Consider the following 21,557-nt stretch of genomic DNA (forward strand, 5'->3'; position numbering starts at 1 on the left):
ATAGCAATCCTAAATTATTTTAATTGTCTTGAATCAGAATTTAGAGCTAATAAAATAAATTCATTAGTGTTTATGGTGGAAGTTAACTATTCCTTATTATTTACTTAATATTCTCTTAATTTATTTGGGTTATTTTAGATATTAAATCAAGTCAAATTATGGCTTGTAAAATAAATAGTTAATTAGCCATCGCAAGAATTACAATGACAATTAATCTCAATCCTATTGGTAGATTTGCCAGTGATAATGGTGCAGAAATCCCCGCTTTTGATTCTCTTAGTAAAAGATTATTTATTGTCGCTGGTGATGTTGTCGAAATTTTAAACCTCGCTAATGTCACAAATTCTACTAAAATTGGCGATTTAGCGTTAGATATTTCCGCAGTAACCAACGGTTTTGAATTGATACCTAATAGCGTTGCAGTAGGTAAGAAAGGCACTGTTAGCGAAGGAATTATTGCCGTTGCCTTAGCTATCAAAGAAACTGCTACAGGTAATCAAGCTAGAGGAGAAATTCAGTTTTTTAATACTTCCACAGGGGAATTTTTGGGTAAGCAAACTGTCGGCTTTTTACCTGATATGGTGACATTTACTCCTGATGGTACTAAAGTTTTAAGTGCCAATGAAGGTGAGCCTAACGAAGATTATAGCTTTGATCCTGAAGGTTCAATTAGTATAATTGATATTAGTGGAGGAATAGCTAACGCCACATTACAACAAGCTACTTTTACCGCTTTTAACAGTCAAATCGATCAACTTCGTGATGATGGTGTCCGTATTTTTGGACCTAATGCTACTGTAGCTCAAGATGTTGAACCTGAGTATATCGCTTTTTCTGGAGACGGTACTAAAGCATGGGTAACGTTACAAGAAAATAATGCGATCGCCGTTGTGGATATTGCCACAGCTACTGTTGAAAGTATTTTACCTTTAGGATTTAAAGATCATAGTTTTAACTCTAGTACACTGGAAACCTATGAAATTAACAACTTACCCTCCATTGGTACAACTGTTGGTAATCAAGAAATTCTCTTAGGTGGTTTCTCTGGTTTATTTTTTGAAGGTAAAACCGCCGATGGGAAACTTAAGTATATCACCCATACTGATCGAGGACCTAATGGTGAACCCACTGGAAGTTTACGCCCTTTCTTACTCCCTGATTTTAGCCCTGAGATAATTCGATTTGAGTTAAATCAAACTACGGGAGAAGTTACTATCACCGATAGAATTAGTATTAAACAAGCCGATGGCACTCCCATTACAGGTTTACCTAATATCAATATTACCGATGGTACTGGTAACACCCCCTATAATGATGAAATCCCTGTTGATTTAAACAATAACCAAATCACCCTTCTTGATCCTTTTGGTGCAGACTTAGAAGGCATCGTAGTCGCGCAAGATGGTACTTTTTGGATGGTGGATGAATATCGCCCTGCTATTTACCATTTTAATACCGATGGTACTTTAATTGATCGCTTTGTACCCGAAGGCACTGGAGTTGCGGCTGGAGGAAGTGTCGGAGATTTTGGTATCGAAACTTTACCTGCGGTTATCGCCCAAAGAAGACAAAATAGAGGTTTTGAAGCCGTTGCCTTAGATACAGAGAATAACAAGTTATACGCTTTTGTTCAAAGTCCCATTCGTAACCCTGAAACCCTCGGTAATAGTGCGTTAAATGGTTTAAATAACATTCGTATTGTCGAATTTGATCTTACCACAAAAACCACTACGGCTGAATATCTCTACCGTATGGATAACCGTGATTTGGGTACGGAAGATAACACTCGCCCAGATAAAATTGGAGATGCGGTTTATATTGGCAATGGTGAATTTTTAGTCATTGAAAGAGACGATGATGCCATCGATAGCGATCCTCGTAGTAACATTGAGAAGAAAGTCTATCGCTTTAGTTTAGATGGTGCAACTAATATTACTAACCAATCTGCACCCATTGATTTAGGAGGAGGAGTTTTTAAAACCGTTGACGAAATGACTCCTGAAGAATTAACTTCTCAAGGAATTAATCTTATTAATAAAAATCTCTATGTAAATCTCAATAAAGCAGGTTACAACACGGTAGAAAAAGTCGAAGGCTTAGCCTACATGGGAGATAACACTATCTCCGTTATTAACGATAATGATTTTGGTGTAGCTGGAATTACCCTTAACGGTGATGGTACATTTACCCTTAATGATGATTATACTCCCGAACCCATAACTTTAGGTATTATTCAAGTACAATCTAACGGTTTAGACACAAGTGATCGAGATGATGTAATTAATATTCGCAATGCACCAGTTTTTGGGATGTATCAACCTGATTCCATTGCATCCTACACTGTTAATGGTCAAACTTACTACGTCACGGCTAACGAAGGAGATGCAAGAGTTCGCCCCACTGGAGATGGTATTTTAGAAGGTTTTAACGAAGGGGATATTTATAATGAAGAAATCCGATTGGGAAATGATAGTTATGTACTAGATCCTACGGCTTTTCCTAATGCTGCCGAATTAAAAGAAAACGCAAATTTAGGACGTTTAACGGTAACAAATACTTTAGGTGATACCGACGGGGATGGAGATTTTGACGAAATTTATGCTTTTGGTAGCAGATCATTTAGTATTTGGGATAGTGAAGGTAATCTCGTTTTCGATAGCGGAGACGATTTAGAACGTATTACCGCTCAAGCATTTCCTGACTACTTCAATGCTAGTAACTCCAATAATGACTTTGAAAATCGCAGTGATAACAAAGGCCCTGAGCCTGAAGGTGTTACAGTGGGAACTATTAACGGACAAACTTATGCTTTCGTAGGTTTAGAGCGCATCGGTGGGGTTATGGTTTATAACGTTAGTAATCCTAATACTCCTGAATTTGTCCAATATATTAACACCCGTGACTTTGAACAAGATCCTGAAACTAATTTAACAGATTCTGGTCCTGAAGGTTTAACTTTTATCAATGCACAAGATAGCCCTAATGGTAAACCCTTGTTAGTAGTAAGTAATGAGGTTAGTAACACAACAAATGTTTTTGAAATAGATACTGGATTTACTCCTTCTAATCAACCTGCCCAAATGCAAGGTTTAGGAACTTTTGAAGTCGATCCTGTTTTTACCGTAGGAGAGATTATCGCAAACCCTTCTGAGCAATACTATGTTCCTCCCGGTATTCTTGATGGTTTAGGAGCATTTGCTTTCGATGATGATACTATTCGAGTGTTAGCTAACCATGAATTAAGTAACAGTGTCGGTTATGCTTATACTCTTGCTAATGGTACTCAATTAACTGGAGGAAGAGTTAGTTTCTTTGACATCAACAAAGATACCCGTCAATTGGAAGGAGCTGGATTAGCTTATGACACCATTATTAACCGTGGTGGTGAAGTAGTGGACGAAGCCTCAGATCTTGAATTTATGGGCTTAAATCGTCTTTGTTCAGCCCATTATCTTGTGGCTAATCAATTTGGTCAAAATCGTGGTTTAGTCGATGGTTTATTCTTCACAGGGGAAGAAACCGAGGGCGGTACAGAATTTGCCCTTGATTCTCAAACAAAAACCCTCTATGCTTTACCTTGGTTAGGACGTGCTGCATGGGAAAATGTAACCCAATTAGATACTGGCACAACAGATAAAATTGCTCTCTTAGTGGGCGATGATCGAGGTGGTGCTCCTTTACTCCTATATATTGGTGAAAAAGGTCAAGGAGAAGGGGCTAATATTCTTGTACGCAATGGATTAGCTCAAGGCAAACTCTACGTTTGGACTGCTGATAATGGAGATATTGATCCTAGTCAGTTTAATGGTACTACACAAGGTCGATCAGGTAGTTTTGTGGAAATTGATTATTACCGCCCTGATTTAGCAAATACAGAGGGTTATGATTCTCAAGGTTTTGCCACTCAAGAAAAACAAGATGCTTTAGCTGTAGAGGTGGGTGCATTCAAGTTTTCTCGTCCTGAAGACGTTGCCACTAATCCTCAAGATGGTACAATCGCCGTATTAGCTTCCACTGGGCGTGATAGTTTATTCCCTGAAGATAGTTGGGGTACGACTTATAAAATTGATGTGGACTTTGGTGATTTGAATAATATTACTGCCCAAGTTGATATTTTTTTCGATGGTGATGACGCAGGAGATGGTCAATTTGAGGGATCAGATTTTGGTTTGCGTAGTCCTGATAACCTCGAATGGTCAAGTAACGGCTTAATATATATTCAGGAAGATCGCTCTTTTAGCGGATTTGGTCAAACTTCTGGAGAAGAAGCCTCTATTTGGGAATTAAACCCCGAAACAGGTATCTTAACTCGTATTGGTCAGATCGATCGGACTGCTGTACCAGAAGGACAAACCGATGGTAGCCCTGATGATATTGGAAACTGGGAATCTTCAGGTATTATTGATGTTTCTAATTTATTTGATGAAACCCCCGGAACATTATTCTTATTTGATGTTCAAGCTCACTCTCTTCGTGATGGAGTCATTACAACGGAAGGATTAGTCGAAGGTGGACAATTAGCATTTCTCGAAAATACCAATAAAAACTTTACCTTACAACTACTTCACGCATCGGATCAAGAAGCTGGTATTCCAGCCTTACAAGATGCCATCGGTTTTTCTGCGGTAATGAATGCCTTAGATGCACAATATATCAATACCTTAAAATTAACCTCTGGTGATTTATTCATTGCAGGACCTTTCTTTAATGCTAGTCTTGATATTTACGGACAACAAGGCATTGCAGATATATTAATTCAAAATGAATTAGGTTGGGATGCTGCTGCCGTTGGTAATCATGAATTTGATGCAGGACCTAGTACGTTTTATAATATATTAGCTCCCAATACAGAAATTCAAGGAGTAGGCATTGATCCTAATACGGGTTATCAAGGTGCATTATTCCCTTATTTAGCTACTAACTTAGATTATTCCACTGATAGCTCTAACTTAAAAAATTTAGTAGTAGAATCTGGAAAAGCACCCTTACCAAACAGCTTAACTCAAAGTACTGTTATCGATGTCAACGGCGAACAAATCGGGGTAATTGGTGCAGTTGTACCTTACTTACCACAAATTGCCAATATCGGTGGTATCACCATGTTAACCAATCCCACCAGTCGAGAGATTGAAGTTAACGCCCAACTTTTAGCAGATAATATTCAACCTTTTGTGGATGAGTTAGTTAGTCAAGGTATCAATAAAATTGTCTTGATGACTCACTTACAGCAGTTTGAAATTGAACAGGCTTTAGCAACTAAACTCACTGATGTTGATATTATCATGGGTGGTGGTTCTCATCGTGTCATGGCAAATACAGATGATCCTCTCCGTCAAGATGAAACCCAAACTCCTCCCGAATTATTGCAACCCTATCCTCAAGTATTTCAAGATGCTGAAGGTAATGACGTTTATTTGATTAATACCGCTCCTAATTATCGTTATTTAGGACAGTTAATCGTAGAATTTGATCCCGATGGTCAAATCATTGAAATTGGCGATGATAGCGGTACTTTTGCTACGGATATTGCTGGTGTTGATCGACTTTATGAAGAAAATATTACTACTTTTGAGCAAGTAAAAGCCGTTGCTGATGCTGAGTTAGTGGAAATTGTTGACAACGTAGGAAACTTTATTAATTCTTCAGACGGTAATATTTTTGGTAATACAGAAGTTTATCTTAACGGATTGCGTAGCAGTGTTAGAACCGAAGAAACCAACTTAGGTAACTTAACCGCCGATGCTAACCTTTGGTATGCTCAACAATACGGTTTAGAAATCGATATTTCCGTGAAAAATGGTGGCGGTATCAGAGATCAAATTGGGGTATCTTTCATTGATGGTGGCACAAACGAGTTAATTCAATTACCTCCCCAAGCTAATCCAGCAGTAGGCAAAGAAGAAGGAGATATTTCTGAATTAGATGTAGCCAACTCCTTACGTTTCGACAATAAACTATCTGTTGCTGATATTTCTGCTCAAGGCATCAAAGATTTAGCAGAGCATTTTGTGGCACAATGGGCGCAAGGTGTCACCCCCGGACAATTCGGTCAAATTGGTGGTTTTAGCTTTAGTTTTGATCCTGATAATACAGCTATTTCATTCACCCGTGATGATGATGGATTGGCAACAGGTGTTGAAGTGGCTGGAGAAAGAATCCAAAACCTAGTTTTAAACCGTGAAGATGGTACAAAAGAAGTAATATTCTCTAATGGGGAATTTAAAGTTAATCCTGATACTAGCTATAAAATGGTGATTCTGGACTTTTTAGCTGGTGGAGGTGACGGTTATCCTTCTTTCTATTTTGAAAATGTTGTCAAACTCGCAGACTTAGATAATCCTAATTTACCTGATAATGCTCAAGGTTTAGCAGTGGCTGGTGAGCAAGATGCTCTAGGGGAGTATTTAGCAGCATTTTATCCTGATGCTAATCAAGGGTTTAATGAAGGGGATACACCTATTTCTGAAGACACCCGTATTCAAAATCTCAATTTCCGCAATGATACCACTTTAGAAGGAACTGATCCTCTTTTAAACGATCAAATTTATCGCTTCCGTACAGGAAATGGTACTTATCTTTATGTAGGGGAAGAAGAAAGACAAAGTGTTTTACAAGGTAACTTCGGATTTGTGGAAGAAGGAGCAGCTTTTAAAGTGTCTTTTGAAGCAGATGACGAGTTAATCCCTATTTATCGTTTCCGTAATCAAGATGTTAGTGGTGCTTACTTATATGTTGGTGAACAAGAACGTCAAAGCCTATTAACAGAAAATAACTTTGGTTTTGTACAAGAAGGATTAGCTTTTTATACCTATGGTGCAGATGCTCAAAAAGGAGAAGATATTTACCGTTTCTCTACGGTATCGGGCGGTTACATTTTTGTCGGACAAGAAGAACGTCAAAGTATCCAACAAAATTTCTCTAGCTTTACTCAAGAGGGAATTGCTTTTGAAGTAGTTGTATAATTAATAATTAACAATTAACAATTAACAATTAATCCTAATTTTTCTAAACGTTTAATATATCTTTGTCCTGCACTTATGGGAGAATAATCGGTAGCTATTTTATTTTGTCCTGCTAAGGCAATTTGCTTTGTGTGAGAAGAATCTTCTACCATTTTTTGCATAATCCAAGCAGCATGATCTAAGTCTGGTTTTGCCCATTTTTGCCCTTGAGAAAAAGGATATTCATCGGATTTTAAAGAAACTAATTTATAATCTACGGGAAAACCTGTTTGCTGATTAATAAAATCACAATTACCAGAATAATTAGTCGCAATTACTGGTTTACCTAATAACATTGCTTCTGCTAAAGTATAGCCAAAACCTTCAGAACAATGTAGGGATACATAACAATCACAACAATTCATTAAAGCTATAACTTCACTATGACTCAAATATTCATTAATAATAATAATATCTTCTTCTCCGTCAATTATTTCTAACAATTTTTGATAGTTTTTATTATTAGGATCATAACCTCTACTTTTAATTACTAAAGCCGTAGAAATATCTGATTTTTGATGACGAAAAGCCCTTCTATATGCAGTGATAACTGCTTCAGGATTTTTACGACTTGAAAAGGAACTAAAATCAAAGTTAAAATGAAATAGAAATCGATCTTTTGGTAGATTAAAATATTCACGATTTACAGCTTTAAAATTTTCTAAAAATACTGCTGGTTGCATATGTATAATAGGAAGAGAAAGTTTACTTTGTAAAGCAATTTGTACAAATTTAGATTCTGCCCAAACTTCATCAATATCATCATAATTACTTACCCATTCTTGAGGAAATCTACTTAATTCCCACCCAGGAATATTAATAATAAAATCGGGTTTATTACTATAGTTTTTTACTAGGTTTTTTACTATTCTTAATTGATCAGCATTGACTTTATAAATATGTATAGGAGAATTAATTTTTGCAACTAATAAATCTTCTATTTGATTATCATTTTGACGACTCTCGATATTATCAATATGATAACCTTCAACATTTATATTAGCTGTTTGTAAACTCTTTATAACCATTCTGCCTCCTTGTCCAACACCAGTTTCAGTTTTTAAATAACCGATAACATTAATAGGAAAATTAGAGTTATTTTGTAAAAAAGAAAGAGATTTATAATGACTAAGTTTATGAGAAATATTATCTAAAATAGGCTCTAAAAAATAATATTCAAATTGATTCTCTTCTGCTGTTTCCAGAAACCAAAAAGTATATCTCTTTCTATCTTCATTATGATTAAAAATATTAAAACTTGTTTGTAAATCTAAACGATTTTTCCAGAAAAAAACCATCAAATTAGTTAAAGGAAAGTCAGATGAATTTTGATGAAAATTATAATTAAATTGATTCAAATAATCAGAGAAAGAAATAAAAGGATTTTCATACCAAATGTTATTTAATTTTCGATATATTTGCCTAATAATAGTAGGAATAAAAACATTATTAGTAAACTTATTATAAATATATTTAGGTATTATATTGTTAGAAAAACTATAATATTTAAGTTTAGAGATATAATCATCTATTAGTTCTTGTAAATCTTGTGATAAATTACTATTAAAAGCATTACTATGTTTTGATAATCTTTGATTATTATTAATATCTATACCGCTAAAATGAAAAAATACTAAAGGTTTTCCATCAACAAGCCAACTTTGATCTTTTTTTTCTAATTTTCTTTGTAATAAATTCCAATAAGCAACGTTAACATTGGTATCTTTTAAAATTTTTACATTATCATAAAATGCTGGTAATAAATCAACAAATTTTTGATCAACAAAGATACCATTATGTTGTTCATTTAGACAATAAAAACGTAGTTTTCTTCCCCACCAATGTAGAAAATTAATAACTTGATTACTATTATTTACAGCAATAAATCCTAAGTTATAAATACCTGATTGCATTACGCCAATATCTCCCGGATAAGCGTCTTCTTCCGATGGTTGTGTAATGTGAGGAGTTATGACAAAATCTGAGCCATTATCCAAAGCAAAAAATACTGATTCAAGAGGAGCAAATAATTCAATATCAGGATCTAAATAAACAACTTGTTCAAAATTATATTCTTCAAGTAATAACTGCATTATAAAAGGTTTTAGTGCAGTATTAAACTCCATAATATCATAACGAAAAGCAAAATCATAAAAATGAGGAATATTTAATTTTTCAGCTTCTATTATTGTTATATTATCTATATCAAGAGGAAATAGAGAATCTTGCTTATCTCCTAAACATAAAAATAGTTCTGATTCAGGATGATATTTTTGAAGTGTATTAAATAATATTCTTACATAAGGAAAATAATTATTAGAGCAAATACTTACTATTGCTCTCCTTTTTTTAGGGAATGATTTTTTAATGGATATAATATAATTATTACTCATTTTAAATTGATAATAATAATGAATTAAAGCTAATTTTACTTTATGATTATTGGAGTCTAAAATTTAATCAATAACAAGTTTATTTAGCTTCATTTTTAGACTAAAATAAAATTATAAAATATTATACTATAGTTTTCATAGCATAATCTTTATTAACTAATAAATTCAAGAGAATCAATTAATGGATAAGGCAATGGTTTCTTCCCATTTATCATTAAGAAAAAAAATTGGACAATTGATAGTTGTACGCACAACAGGTTATATTTTTGATCATCAAATTCGTTACCCTACATGGGAAGCTACCCAATCTCAACTCAAAATTTGGTTAGCAGAATTAAATCTAGGAGGAGTTATCTTATTAGGTGGTAGTTGTGGGGAAATAGCTTATCGCACTAAACAGTTACAATCATGGGCAAAAACTCCTCTTTTCGTTGCTGCTGATATTGAAGAAGGTGTAGGACAAAGATTTACAGGTGCATCTTGGTTTCCCCCTCCCATGGCACTATCAAAAATTGCCGAGTTTAACCTTATGGATGCAAAAAAATACGCCGAAAAAATGGGTAACATTACCGCTAGAGAAGCCTTAGCCATAGGAATTAATTGGATTTTAGCACCGATAACTGACGTTAATAATAATCCTGATAACCCTGTCATTAATGTTAGATCTTTTGGCGACAATCCTCAAGTAGTGGGAGATTTAGCGGAGGCTTTTATTGATGGTTGTAAACCTTATCCTATTTTAACCACAGCAAAACATTTTCCTGGCCATGGTGACACTTCTACGGATTCTCATTTAGATTTACCAAAAATTAATCATAATTTACACCGCTTACAAGAAATTGAATTGTTACCTTTTCAACAGGCGATTAATAAAGGTGTTGATAGTATCATGACGGCACATATGTTAGTAGAGGCTTTAGATTGTGTTAATCCCGCCACTTTATCTTATTCAGTCTTGACGGAATTATTACGAAAAAAAATGGGTTTTCAAGGATTAATTGTTACCGATGCTTTAATTATGGGAGGAGTCTCAAAATATGCTTCTCAAGAAGAAATTGTCGTTAAAGCTATTCAAGCAGGTGCAGATATTTTATTAATGCCAGAAAATCCCCTCACGGCGGTTAATGCCATCGAAAAAGCTATTGATGATGGTATTTTATCGGAGGAAAGAATTGATGAAAGTTTAGCAAGGATTTATCAAGCTAAAGCTAAGTTATTTTCTGCTTCCTTTAACTCTGAGGAAAATTTCGTCTCTATGACTCCGAATTTGGAAGGTAAAAAAATAATTTCTTTCCCAAAGGATGATAATCAACCAATGGATGTTATTTCTACTTCAGAGGCGATCGCTACAGTAAATGAAATTTTAGAACAAAGTATGAGTCAAGATGGTAAATTACCCCTTCAAGCCACCGATCAAGCCATAAATTTAGTAGTAGTCCATGATTTATTGAACTGTGATTTTCTTGATCGTCAAACTCCGTCGGTTACTATTCCTGAAAGTTACGGTTATCAAACTCAACTTTTTGATCATCGTAATTTATCCTTAGCACAATATAAAGATCAACCTATTTTATTACAGGCTTTTATTCGAGGCAATCCTTTTTTGGGTAATGGAGGTTTAACAGATTCAGGGAAGGCTTTTTATGAAGAACTATTAACAACTAATTATATTAAAGGTATTATCATTTACGGTAGTCCTTATATTTTAGATTGGTTTTTACAACGTCTTAACCCTGATATTCCTTGGTTATTTAGCTATGGTCAAATGAAAGAAGCTCAAAATTTAGCTTGTGGTCAATTATTTGGAGTGTCAACAGACCTTAACATTGAAAAAGATAATTTTTTGTAACGAAATTAACAGAAACTCTTGAAATAAAAGGGGTTTTCCTGAGAAAAGGAAGAAAAAAGTATCTAAATATACATTAACAAAGTCTTTACGATGTCAATGAGTTAGACTATATTAAAGATTAACCAAACTAAGTTTATGGGGAAAAGCAGATGAAAACGTTAGAAAAAACTGCGAACGATTATTCCATTAATATGATTAAAGACGAAGTACGCCATTTAGTCGAAAAAGGAACGGTAAGTCGTCACCAACCTATCTATATTTTATGTCAATATATTCCTGCCCGAGAGTGGGTTTGTGTTGAATGTGAATTGGAAAAATGTGATTATCTTCTCAGAGATCAAATTGGTGATTTAATGTCCTCTGAAAATTGGGATAATGATTAATACTCAATCATAATTTCCTAATTGATCATTTTTATTTGTGATTCATGTTATCAAATATTGTCATAAATTTTTCTTAGTCCATTAACCAATCGCTCATTTTGTTCGTCTTTTTTGACGGCAACACGAAAATACCTTTCTCCTAATTCGGGGAAACTCATGCAATCACGAATAAAAATCTGTTCCTGTTTTAGTAATTCTAACTGTAATCGTAAACCTGAAATTCTGGTTTCTACTAATATAAAGTTAGCACTACTAGGAAGGGGGTGCAGTCCTTCAATTTCTGTTAAACTCTTTTTTAATTTTTCTCGGCTCGGTTTCAACCATTGCCATGTTTTTTCTTGAAAAGCAGTATCTTGTAATGCTACCGCTCCAGCTAAAGCGGCTAAAATATTTACACTCCAAGGATCTCGCCACTTCCTCCAACGATTAATTCTCTCAGGATTTGTGATGCCGTAACCTATTCTTAATCCGGGTAAACTATAAAATTTAGTTAGCGAGCGCAAAATTATTAAATTATCATAACTTTCTACCACATCAATTAAACTTTCTTGATCTTGTGGTAATAAAAAGTCCATAAAGGCTTCATCAATAATCACCAATGGAAACTCATGTAAATAAGGAAAAAGAGTATTTTTACTCCATAACTTTCCTGTAGGATTATGAGGGTTATTAATTAATAACGCAAAATTTTTGTATTGATTCAAGCCCTTTTCTAAATCTTCTAAAGAATAAAACTCCCAAGGAATATTAAAGGTTTTTAACCCTCGTTTATAATCAGAAAAACAAGGAGAAGGCAGTAAAACACCATCTAAGTTATAGGCTTCCCAAGCTATCCATGTTAATAATTCCGCCGCCCCATTACTCGGTAAAATCCAATCTATTTCAAGATGATGATATTTACCGATGGCTTGACGAAATTGCGGATAATCAGGATTAGGATAGTTACATAATTGAGTAATACCTTCATTAATAGCAACAATAGCACTTTCAGGAGGACCTAGAGGGTTAATACTAGCGGAAAAATCCAACACAGCCGAAATAGGACAGTTACCAATACTGACAGCCCAATCTAAATTTCCTCCGTGAGTTGGTTGCATCTTAATTAGTAATTAGATAAATATTTTCTTACTTATTACTTGATTCATGAAACTATTTTTTTACAAAACTAAGATTTAGGAGGTGCTACTCTCTCTTTAAAAAGTTTACCCGCCGAAAAAGCTGGAACTTTAGTCGCCGGAATTTCCATTTTTTCTCCTGTTTTAGGATTGCGTCCTTCTCTGGCTTTTCTTTCACGGCCTTCAAAAGAACCAAAACCCACTAAAGTTACTTTTTCTCCAGCCGAAACTGCGTCCATAATAGACTCAACAACCGCACTGATAATACTATCTGCTTGTTTTTTCGTTACGTCTGCCTTAGCCGCTACTGCATCTACTAATTCGCCTTTGTTCATAAATTTATCTCCAATTGATTAAACATGATGGTCATAAAAATTGAGTTAATGATATTAATTAGCTGAAATTACCATCAACTCAGTGTTTTACTGTTTTTAACACTAGATCTGATATTACATGATTAAACGCTGAAATGATTAAATTTTATAGTTTTTCTCGAATTTTTTACAATTTTCTGGATTTTTGTAAAGAATTGTAACAAATTGCTCTTTTAAAATTACATGATCAACCATAAAAATCTTCTTAAACTAGAAAAAAAAGCATTATTATGATATACTAGTAAAGTTGTCTAAATTCGCACATCTGAGATGTCGGGTGTTTCTAAAAAGAAGAAATAGAACTAACTCAGATGGAGGATAAACCCGAAAATAAGGAGAAAACAAATGTCAGTAGTTAGCTTAAAAGAGCTATTAGATTCTGGTGTTCACTTTGGACATCAAACTCGTCGTTGGAATCCCAAAATGGCCCCTTATATCTACACCGCTAGAAATGGGGTACATATCATTGACTTAGTACAAACGGCACAGTTAATGGAAGAAGCCTATACCTATATCAAAAAAGCAGCCGAAAGCGGTAAAAAAGTATTGTTTGTCGGTACTAAACGTCAAGCAGCTGGAATTATTGCTCAAGAAGCTACTCGTTGTGGTGCATTTTACATCAATCAACGTTGGTTAGGCGGAATGCTTACAAACTGGGAAACTATCAAATCCAGAGTAGCACGTCTTAAAGATTTAGAAGAATTAGAAGAAACTGGTGCTTTAGATAGAAGACCAAAAAAAGAAGCATCTGTTTTACGTCGTGAGTTAAATAAATTACAAAAATATCTCGGCGGTATTAAAGATATGCGTCGTGTACCTGATGTTGTCGTAATTATTGACATTCGCAGAGAACATAATGCCATCAAAGAGTGTCAAAAACTCAATTTACCTGTGGTATCCATGTTAGATACTAACTGTAACCCTGAATTAGTAGATTTACCTATCCCCGCTAACGATGATGCTATTCGCTCCATTAAATTAATTATTGGTAAATTAGCCGATGCTATTTATGAAGGACGTTATGGTAAAGCGGTTGCTGAAGGAAAATTCGATGAATTTGAAGAATCTTTAGCCACTGGTGAGGTTAATTATGACGATGAATACGAAGATGAAGATAACGACGAAGATACTGGAGAAGAAGAGTAAATAGTTAGTAATTAAGATTGAAAATTATTTCCTCTTTCCCCTTAATACTTGTTGAGTAATATCAAAAAAACTCTCAGGTATTAAGGTCAATTCGTGTAATGATTATTATTGATAATTTAAACTAAAATATAAGTATTATGGCTGAAGTTACTGCTAAATTAGTAAAAGAACTTAGAGATAAAACAAATGCGGGGATGATGGATTGTAAAAAAGCCCTCGTGGAAAATGATGGTGATATAGCCAAAGCTAGTGAATGGTTACGTCAAAAAGGTATTACTTCAGCAGAGAAAAAAGCTGGTAGAGTTGCCGCCGAAGGTATCGTAGAAAGTTATATTCATACTGGTGGTAGAATCGGTGTTTTAGTTGAAGTTAACTGCGAAACTGATTTCGTTGCTCGTCGTGAAGATTTCCAATCTTTAGCGAAAAATATTGCGATGCAAATTGCAGCTTGTCCTAATGTAGAATATGTCAAAATTGCTGATATTCCTGAAGACATCGTTGCCAAAGAAAAAGAAATTGAAATGGGTAGAGATGATTTAGGTAATAAACCTGAAAATATTAAAGAAAAAATCGTTGAAGGTAGAATCCAAAAACGTTTAGGAGAAATGTGTTTACTCAGTCAACCTTATATCAGAGAGCAAGGTATTACTGTTGAAGAATTAATCACTCAACAAATTTCTAAAATTGGCGAAAATATCCAAGTACGCCGTTTTAACCGCTTTGTTTTAGGAGAAGGTATTGAAAAAGAAGTAACTAATTTTGCTGAAGAAGTTGCCGCCCAAGCAGGGTTGAAATAATTATTAATTATCAAGAAAACAGGGAATTAAGAACTTTTCTAGTTTCCTCGTTTTCTCCCATTATTTTGTTGTCTTGCTTTATTAAAAGTTAAATTATTGTCCTCTTTCGTTATATATAATAATGAGTAAGTCAATTAAAAAATTACGAGATGATTTGATAATTTTAAATACTAAAATTCAAGATTTAGCTACTAATTTACAAGGTTTTTATCAGAAGTATTTTGAAAATTTAACTCCTATTGTTAATAATCAACTAATTCTAGCTACTTATCAAATATGTACTCAGAAATATCCTGATTCTTTCTTGAGTTTAAGTTATCAACAAAGAATTAATTTACAAACAAAAATTAAAAAGTTAGATCAAATTTTTATTACAGATTTACTTAATAATTTACATTTAATAGAAGTACCAAATAATATAATAATTAAAGATTTTTATAAAAATATAATTAATTTTTTTTCTTCTTTACAAGGTATAGAAAATGAAGAAATTTTAAGGGAAGATTCAATAAAAGAAATATCTTCTTTGAAGGATGAAAATAAAAGTAATGAAGAAGATTTATTAATTTCTAATGATTTAAGTCCTGAAAATTTAATTAAATTTCAATTAAACATTGAAGAGTCTATAGAAGATAGTCTAACTAAAATTTCTCATCGCACTAATAAATATTTACAAGAAGCTGGTATTTTACCAAATAATATACCAAATAAAATTTTAGAAATGGCTTTAGAAGCAGAAGAAAATACTTCTATTTTTAGCGGTGCACCTAATTTATTAAGTCTTTTAATCGAAAAAGAAGATAAATCAGAAAGTCTCGATATTACTCCTATTGTGGCTATTTGTTTACGATTAATTGATATTGAATTTAATAATTCAACTTTAAATTTAATTAGACAAAAAATCACAGATGTGATGAAAAATTTAGAATCTTTAGATAGTGAATTTCAGAAAAAAAACCAACAATATTCCATCTTACAGGCAGAATTTGCTTGGCGAAGTAGTTGGATAGATTAATTAGTAATCAAATAATTTATTTCATAAACAATGAGTGAAAAAAAATTAGTTATTCCTGACGTTATTATTGGTTTAGGAAATCCCGAAAAGAAATATGAAAAAACTAGGCATAATATCGGTTTTGAAATAGTTGATTATTTAGCCGATAAATGGGGTTTTATTTGGCAAAAAAATAATAAATTTAATGCTTTATTTTGTGAAGGAATTGCCCCTAATCGTCGTAAAATTAGATTAGTTAAACCTTTAACTTATATGAATCTTTCTGGTCAATCTGTAAGGGCGGTGTTAGATTGGTATAAATTAAATGCAGATTCCATTTTAGTGATTTATGATGACATGGATTTACCCTTTGGCAGAATCAGATTAAGGTTATCAGGTTCGGCAGGTGGCCATAACGGAATGAAATCCATTATCTCTCATGTTGGCAGTCAAGATTTTTCTCGTTTTCGCATTGGTATCGGAAAATCTGGCGGTAAAAAAGAAACTATTAGTCATGTTTTGGGTAAATTTTCTAAAACCGAGGGGAAAGTTATGGATGAATTAATGGTTTTAACTTATGATACTATTCATGTTTGTTTACGAGATGGTGTTGAAAAAGCCATGAGTCTTTATAACCAAAAATTTATCAGTTTTGAAGAATTTAACCCAGAAATAAAATAGTTTTTATATCTTTTTGATTTTGCCTAAATAATATGTAATTAAATTTAATATTTAACTATATTTTTATTGTTCAAAGTTAATATATTTGAGCCAAAGTAATCATAAAATTAGATTTAGCTATGATCTCTAGGATTATCGTTATTTCCTTCGATAATTTCATTATTAGATTTTAAAGAAGAAATATTCCCATTCAAATTAACATAAGGTAAAGATTTTTCGGCAATTAATGCTTGTAAATTTTCTTTAAATATATTGTAAGGTTGTTCTCCAATACTGGAGGCGATCGCCGTTCCTTGATTATCTAAGAATACAAAATGAGGTATGCCATCAACATTGTAATTTAAAACCTCTGGCAACCATTTAGTATTATCAACATTGAGCATGACAAAATTAACATCTTTTTGGTACTCTTGTTTTAAAATAGCCAAATCACTAGCCATAGCTTGACAACTGGTACACCAATTAGCATAAAATTCTACTAGGGATGGTTTTCCATTATTAACAGCCAATTCTAAAGGTATAGCTTGTTTAGCTTGAGATTCCAAAGATTCAGAATTAACCGTAGTTTGGGAACTTAAAACTAAAACGATACCAAAAATTATGGCAATTAAAGCAATAATAAGATTACGGATTTGATTAACTGAATTAATGTTATTTTCAGACATAAAAATTAATGAATAAATTGGAGTTAATTATCAATTATAACAGTAGACCTCTTGCAAAATAAAAAGTAAAATCTATTTTAGGATGGAAAACGTTAATTTCTTAACTCATTACTCATTACTTATCACTCATTACTCCACTTCTGCAAGAAGTCTAGTAACTATTATCTCGTTTCTTAAATCAACAAAATTATCGTAAATAAAAATAAGTATTTATCAACTTTTTCTTTAATTATCTTCTTTCTTAAATCAACAAAAATTTTAAAAAATTATGAAAAAAAGAGTAAATTTAACATTCCCTCGCAGTGTAGTGCAAATGCCTGTTACTTACCGATTAGCAAAAGATTTTAACATTGCAGCGAATATTATCAGAGGACAAGTTGCACCAAATCAGGTAGGTAAATTAGTCTTAGAGTTATCAGGAGACATCGATCAATTAGATGCCGCTATTGACTGGATGAAAGCTAATAACATCAACGTTTCTCTTACCACTGGAGAAATTATTATTGACGAGGAAACCTGTGTACATTGTGGCTTATGTACAGGAGTATGCCCCACAGAATCTTTATCCTTAAATCAAAATACTTATAAATTACAATTTCGTCAACAAACTTGCGTAGTGTGTGAACAATGTATTCCAACTTGTCCCGTACAAGCTATTACTACCAATCTTTAACTCACATTTAAGGTAAGGCAAAGGGAAAAAAAATTAAAATTGACTTAAACTATACTAAAATTGATTGTTTTATTTTCAATTCATTAATTAACTAATCACCGGAGTTTGAGGAGATTAAACCTGAAACCTGCTACCTGATGCCGAATACCTAATAACTCATACTTTTTCAGTAAAGCCTAATGGATCATAATCTAAGATTATTTATTGTGATTTTTCATACAAAAACATAAAATATATGTTAAATTGTTAAGTAATGTTAACAAATAAATAAAGCAAGTCAATTTAAAAATTATGGCAAATCAAGATCATCTGTTATTAGTAGAAGATATTGATGTGTGGAATCAATGGCGTATCAGACATCCTGAAATAATACCTGATTTGAGCGGTGCTGATTTAAGTAACCGAAATTTAGCTAATCTTAACTTAGCTGACGGAAATTTTAAAAACGTTAATCTTAGCCATAGTAATTTAATTGAAGTAAACTTGACTAAAGCCAATTTACAAGAAGCAAATTTAAAGGATGCTAATATTAGACGAGCAAATTGTTACAAAGCCTCTTTTTTTAAAGCGAATCTTGAAAATGCCTATTTAGCAGAAACAGATTTAAGTATGGCAAACTTAGATACCGCTAATCTGTGTAATGTTAATTTAATGGAATCTTATTTAATTAAAGCTAATTTGAGAAACGCCAATTTGAGTAACGCAAATCTTACAGGTGCAACGTTAACTTCTGCTAAACTTATTGGAACTAATTTTACTCAAGCAAATTTAACTGAAGTTGATTTAAGTGACGTAGATGCTAGTTTTGCTCAATTTTCAGGAGCTAATTTAACAGGAATTTGTATTGATGATTGGATTATTAATGATAGTACCAAACTTGATTCTGTTATATGTAATTATTATTATCCCACTCCTAATCAAAAAAAATTAGTTTTACAAAATTCCATCAATGTTAATCTACATCAAGAATTAGCTCTATTTTCTTCTCCACTAGAAATATCACAGGTGACGATACCAGTTTATTACAATGGATTTACTTCATCTTTTAATGTCATCACGGCTTGACAATTATTTGTTCTTATCTTTTTTCAAACCGATAGGATAAGCAGGAGGTATTCCTTTGATACGAATTATAGAATTCATTACTTCTTTGACAACAGGTGCAGCAACCGTTGAACCAAATGTATTACCTCCTTGAGGTTCATCAACTACTGCAAAAACGACATACTGAGGATCATTGGTGGGTAAAATAGCCACAAAACTTGTAAATTTGGCGTTGACAAGGTATCTACCTTTTCCATCATCTTTTTGAGATGTACCAGTTTTACCACCAATGTGATAGCCGTCAATTTGGGCTGCTTCTCCTGTGCCATTAGCAACCACTGAATCCATCATTTTTACTACACTACGAGCAGAACTTTCCGAGAAAATTTGTTTACTAGGTAATTTTGGTACAGATTTTAACTCTCCCTCCGCATTTACTAAACCTTCTACCACATGAGGGGTGACTAATTTTCCTCCGTTAGCTAAAGCAGCGTGTAATTGCACTAATTTTAACGGCGTTAATGAAAGTCCTTGTCCGAAAGCCGAAACAGCCGGTTCAATATCTCTAGCGGTAAAGATTTCTTTCGGTTTAAGATAACCTGTCGCTTCAAAGGGCAAATCTACTCCCATTAATTTATTGAGTCCTAATTCTTGCAGTCTTTCGTAATACTTGGCACGATTTATTTTTTTCATAATATAAATCATTCCTGTATTGCTAGAAACTTCCAACGCTTTAGTGATACTAACCCAACCTTTTCCCGTTTTAGAAGCATTAGCAATAGGCCAACCATCTATATTAATACTTGGCGCATCTAATACTAAAGAATCTGGGGTTATCACTCCTTCATCCAAAGCGATGGCTACATTAAGAGGTTTAAAGGTAGAACCGGGCTCATAAGTATCCGTAACTGACCAATTTTTATATAATGAGAAATCGTAAAGAGAATATTTATTGGGGTTATACGTAGGTTCACAAGCTAAAGCGATAATTGCACCATTATGAACATCCATAACGATGACTGTCCCTCTTTTTCCATTAAATTTTTTAAGTTGATTTTTGAGGGCTTCTCGTACTGCTCTTTGTAATCTTAAGTCTAAAGTTAATTTTAATTGCAGATCATCTAATTTCACAATACCATCAGGTAAAGAACCCGGAATAATTGCACCTTGTCCATCTTTTTGAACCGTTAACATCGATTTCATCGGTAAAGAGGAAACATCTCGTTCTAAAAGTTTTTCTTGACTATATTCTATTCCTGCTTGTCCTGAATGTTCTGTATCCACATAGCCCATAATATCAGCTAAAAGTTCACCTTGAGGATAAAAACGGGCATAGCGACGATTAAAATCAAAACCATTTAAGCTAAGTTCTTTAATTTTATTACCTTGATCTTCGGTAATATTTTTTCCTAATAAAATTCCTGAATTGCGACTATTTAAAAGTTTTAAAATCTCATTTTTATCTCTATCTTTGAGAATATCAGACAACATTTGTGCCACTTCTTCTTTTGTCTTGACAAACTGATTCGGATGGATATAAATCTCATAAACAACTTTATCAAGAGCTATCACATTTCCTCTACTATCAACAATAGAGCGACGAGGAATATAAGGACGAAAATTATAAGTTTGTTGCTGTTTAGCTTTTTTTGTTAACTCATCCCCTTGTTTAATCTGTAATTGGTATAAACGCCAAAGTAAACCCGTTGCTCCCAACATTAGCACCAACCAAATAATAATTAACCTTACCAAAAAATTAAAATTAAGAGAGGTAAACTTAGGATTTTCATTTTTTAGTTGATTAAACCAATTTTTGGAAGAAGCAGGTTTATTTATTTTTTGAGAATTGAGTTTAAAGACGTTCATCTTTGATTAATATGCGATGGGGGAAATTTTATCTATCTGTTTTGGTTCGGGAATATTAGAGGATTTTAAGACAATCGATTTAGGAGTTATATTCGGTAAAAAAATCGGCGGTTTAGTGGGATCTGGATTTACCAAACCCGAACCAGATTTACTAGCGGACTCCGCTAATTGATTTTTAATTATTTCATCCGTAAAACTAAATTGTCTTTCTTGTTTTTGTAAATCTTGTAATTGATGATATTTTTCTGTCCATTGTTTTGGTGCATATACCGTCATTCCATACATAACTAAAGCTATTCCCACGCTAACATAACATAAAAGTGACGAAGTATTTCCCATCAACATCATACTTTTTAGCCAGAAAGGTTTATTTTGATTTATCTGACTGACGACTAAAGTAGAAGATGATAAGTTTCCCTTTTTCAAAGAATGAGGTTTATTTTTTAATTCTTTGTTGTCTGGGTGACGCAGAAAAGATCTATTTTTGATAACCCGAAGGTTACTTTGTTTAGAAGGGAGATTATTTTGAACTAACATAGAGATAATCTGAGATAGAGACTAACTAATATTAGCAAA

15 protein-coding genes are annotated in these 21,557 nt (G+C 33.2%); 9 read left to right on the forward strand and 6 right to left on the reverse strand.

The genetic code is table 11. The features are described 5' to 3' along the window. Positions 1-203: 203 nt before the first annotated feature. The gene (locus ACEW8E_RS11865) at positions 204-6,962 is read left to right on the forward strand and encodes a choice-of-anchor I family protein (RefSeq protein WP_373480555.1); all 6,759 of its coding nucleotides are present in this window, start codon (positions 204-206) and stop codon (positions 6,960-6,962) included. A gap of 14 nt (positions 6,963-6,976) precedes the next feature. Here the strand turns inward: ACEW8E_RS11865 and ACEW8E_RS11870 are convergent, their stop codons facing one another. Then, positions 6,977-9,394 carry a glycosyltransferase gene (locus tag ACEW8E_RS11870; protein WP_373480556.1) on the reverse strand — a complete coding sequence of 806 codons (2,418 nt, stop codon included), beginning with the start codon at positions 9,392-9,394 and terminating at the stop codon, positions 6,977-6,979. 181 nt (positions 9,395-9,575) lie between these two features. Between ACEW8E_RS11870 and ACEW8E_RS11875 the strand changes: the two genes are divergently transcribed. Together ACEW8E_RS11875 and ACEW8E_RS11880 are read left to right on the forward strand one after the other, a co-directional pair. Next, entirely contained in the window at positions 9,576-11,243 is a 1,668-nt protein-coding gene (locus ACEW8E_RS11875) for a glycoside hydrolase family 3 N-terminal domain-containing protein (RefSeq protein WP_373480557.1), read from the forward strand. A gap of 149 nt (positions 11,244-11,392) precedes the next feature. Further along, positions 11,393-11,626 carry a DUF4327 family protein gene (locus ACEW8E_RS11880; protein WP_373480558.1) on the forward strand — a complete coding sequence of 78 codons (234 nt, stop codon included), beginning with the start codon at positions 11,393-11,395 and terminating at the stop codon, positions 11,624-11,626. A 50-nt stretch (positions 11,627-11,676) separates the two neighbouring features. On the opposite strand, the gene cobD is transcribed toward ACEW8E_RS11880, so the two are convergent. Together cobD and ACEW8E_RS11890 are read right to left on the reverse strand one after the other, a co-directional pair. Continuing rightward, the gene (gene cobD, locus ACEW8E_RS11885; protein ID WP_373480559.1) at positions 11,677-12,723 is read right to left on the reverse strand and encodes a threonine-phosphate decarboxylase CobD; all 1,047 of its coding nucleotides are present in this window, start codon (positions 12,721-12,723) and stop codon (positions 11,677-11,679) included. A 68-nt stretch (positions 12,724-12,791) separates the two neighbouring features. Continuing rightward, the gene (locus tag ACEW8E_RS11890) at positions 12,792-13,076 is read right to left on the reverse strand and encodes an HU family DNA-binding protein (RefSeq protein WP_373480560.1); all 285 of its coding nucleotides are present in this window, start codon (positions 13,074-13,076) and stop codon (positions 12,792-12,794) included. Between the two features lie 384 nt (positions 13,077-13,460). Here ACEW8E_RS11890 and rpsB point away from each other — a divergent pair, with 384 nt between their 5' ends. From rpsB to pth, 4 genes are all read left to right on the forward strand, one after another. Next, positions 13,461-14,261 (forward strand): 30S ribosomal protein S2, encoded by an 801-nt coding sequence (gene rpsB / locus ACEW8E_RS11895; RefSeq protein WP_373480561.1) that lies wholly within the window; start codon positions 13,461-13,463, stop codon positions 14,259-14,261. A gap of 137 nt (positions 14,262-14,398) precedes the next feature. After that, the gene (gene tsf, locus ACEW8E_RS11900; RefSeq protein WP_373480562.1) at positions 14,399-15,058 is read left to right on the forward strand and encodes a translation elongation factor Ts; all 660 of its coding nucleotides are present in this window, start codon (positions 14,399-14,401) and stop codon (positions 15,056-15,058) included. A 121-nt stretch (positions 15,059-15,179) separates the two neighbouring features. Further along, on the forward strand, positions 15,180-16,073 hold the full coding sequence (locus ACEW8E_RS11905) for a hypothetical protein (protein WP_373480563.1): 894 nt from the start codon (positions 15,180-15,182) through the stop codon (positions 16,071-16,073). Between the two features lie 30 nt (positions 16,074-16,103). Next, positions 16,104-16,733, forward strand: coding sequence for an aminoacyl-tRNA hydrolase (gene pth / locus ACEW8E_RS11910; protein ID WP_373480564.1), 630 nt, complete (start codon positions 16,104-16,106; stop codon positions 16,731-16,733). Positions 16,734-16,846: 113 nt separating this feature from the next. Here the strand turns inward: pth and ACEW8E_RS11915 are convergent, their stop codons facing one another. Further along, entirely contained in the window at positions 16,847-17,398 is a 552-nt protein-coding gene (locus ACEW8E_RS11915; protein ID WP_373480565.1) for a thioredoxin family protein, read from the reverse strand. Between the two features lie 268 nt (positions 17,399-17,666). Between ACEW8E_RS11915 and ACEW8E_RS11920 the strand changes: the two genes are divergently transcribed. After that, positions 17,667-18,071, forward strand: coding sequence for an NIL domain-containing protein (locus ACEW8E_RS11920; RefSeq protein WP_373480566.1), 405 nt, complete (start codon positions 17,667-17,669; stop codon positions 18,069-18,071). A 291-nt stretch (positions 18,072-18,362) separates the two neighbouring features. Then, positions 18,363-19,136: a pentapeptide repeat-containing protein gene (locus ACEW8E_RS11925; RefSeq protein WP_373480567.1), complete on the forward strand. Its 774-nt coding sequence runs from the start codon at positions 18,363-18,365 to the stop codon at positions 19,134-19,136. 3 nt (positions 19,137-19,139) lie between these two features. Here ACEW8E_RS11925 and ACEW8E_RS11930 read toward each other — a convergent pair whose 3' ends face one another. Then, a complete protein-coding gene (locus ACEW8E_RS11930; protein ID WP_373480568.1) occupies positions 19,140-20,981 on the reverse strand; it encodes a peptidoglycan D,D-transpeptidase FtsI family protein in 1,842 nt (613 codons plus the stop codon). A 6-nt stretch (positions 20,982-20,987) separates the two neighbouring features. Then, entirely contained in the window at positions 20,988-21,518 is a 531-nt protein-coding gene (locus ACEW8E_RS11935) for a hypothetical protein (protein ID WP_373480569.1), read from the reverse strand. Positions 21,519-21,557 lie beyond the last annotated feature (39 nt).

Origin of the sequence: Geminocystis sp. (assembly GCF_041753295.1) — a bacterium.
In the GTDB taxonomy this organism is placed as follows: domain Bacteria; phylum Cyanobacteriota; class Cyanobacteriia; order Cyanobacteriales; family Cyanobacteriaceae; genus Geminocystis.

What these genes read in the sequence shown, in the direction of transcription:
- ACEW8E_RS11865 (WP_373480555.1), top strand. Translation starts at nt 204, where the DNA reads ATGACAATTAATCTCAATCCTATTGGTAGATTTGCCAGTGATAATGGT.
- ACEW8E_RS11870 (WP_373480556.1), bottom strand. Translation starts at nt 9,394, where the DNA reads ATGAGTAATAATTATATTATATCCATTAAAAAATCATTCCCTAAAAAA.
- ACEW8E_RS11875 (WP_373480557.1), top strand. Translation starts at nt 9,576, where the DNA reads ATGGATAAGGCAATGGTTTCTTCCCATTTATCATTAAGAAAAAAAATT.
- ACEW8E_RS11880 (WP_373480558.1), top strand. Translation starts at nt 11,393, where the DNA reads ATGAAAACGTTAGAAAAAACTGCGAACGATTATTCCATTAATATGATT.
- cobD (WP_373480559.1), bottom strand. Translation starts at nt 12,723, where the DNA reads ATGCAACCAACTCACGGAGGAAATTTAGATTGGGCTGTCAGTATTGGT.
- ACEW8E_RS11890 (WP_373480560.1), bottom strand. Translation starts at nt 13,076, where the DNA reads ATGAACAAAGGCGAATTAGTAGATGCAGTAGCGGCTAAGGCAGACGTA.
- rpsB (WP_373480561.1), top strand. Translation starts at nt 13,461, where the DNA reads ATGTCAGTAGTTAGCTTAAAAGAGCTATTAGATTCTGGTGTTCACTTT.
- tsf (WP_373480562.1), top strand. Translation starts at nt 14,399, where the DNA reads ATGGCTGAAGTTACTGCTAAATTAGTAAAAGAACTTAGAGATAAAACA.
- ACEW8E_RS11905 (WP_373480563.1), top strand. Translation starts at nt 15,180, where the DNA reads ATGAGTAAGTCAATTAAAAAATTACGAGATGATTTGATAATTTTAAAT.
- pth (WP_373480564.1), top strand. Translation starts at nt 16,104, where the DNA reads ATGAGTGAAAAAAAATTAGTTATTCCTGACGTTATTATTGGTTTAGGA.
- ACEW8E_RS11915 (WP_373480565.1), bottom strand. Translation starts at nt 17,398, where the DNA reads ATGTCTGAAAATAACATTAATTCAGTTAATCAAATCCGTAATCTTATT.
- ACEW8E_RS11920 (WP_373480566.1), top strand. Translation starts at nt 17,667, where the DNA reads ATGAAAAAAAGAGTAAATTTAACATTCCCTCGCAGTGTAGTGCAAATG.
- ACEW8E_RS11925 (WP_373480567.1), top strand. Translation starts at nt 18,363, where the DNA reads ATGGCAAATCAAGATCATCTGTTATTAGTAGAAGATATTGATGTGTGG.
- ACEW8E_RS11930 (WP_373480568.1), bottom strand. Translation starts at nt 20,981, where the DNA reads ATGAACGTCTTTAAACTCAATTCTCAAAAAATAAATAAACCTGCTTCT.
- ACEW8E_RS11935 (WP_373480569.1), bottom strand. Translation starts at nt 21,518, where the DNA reads ATGTTAGTTCAAAATAATCTCCCTTCTAAACAAAGTAACCTTCGGGTT.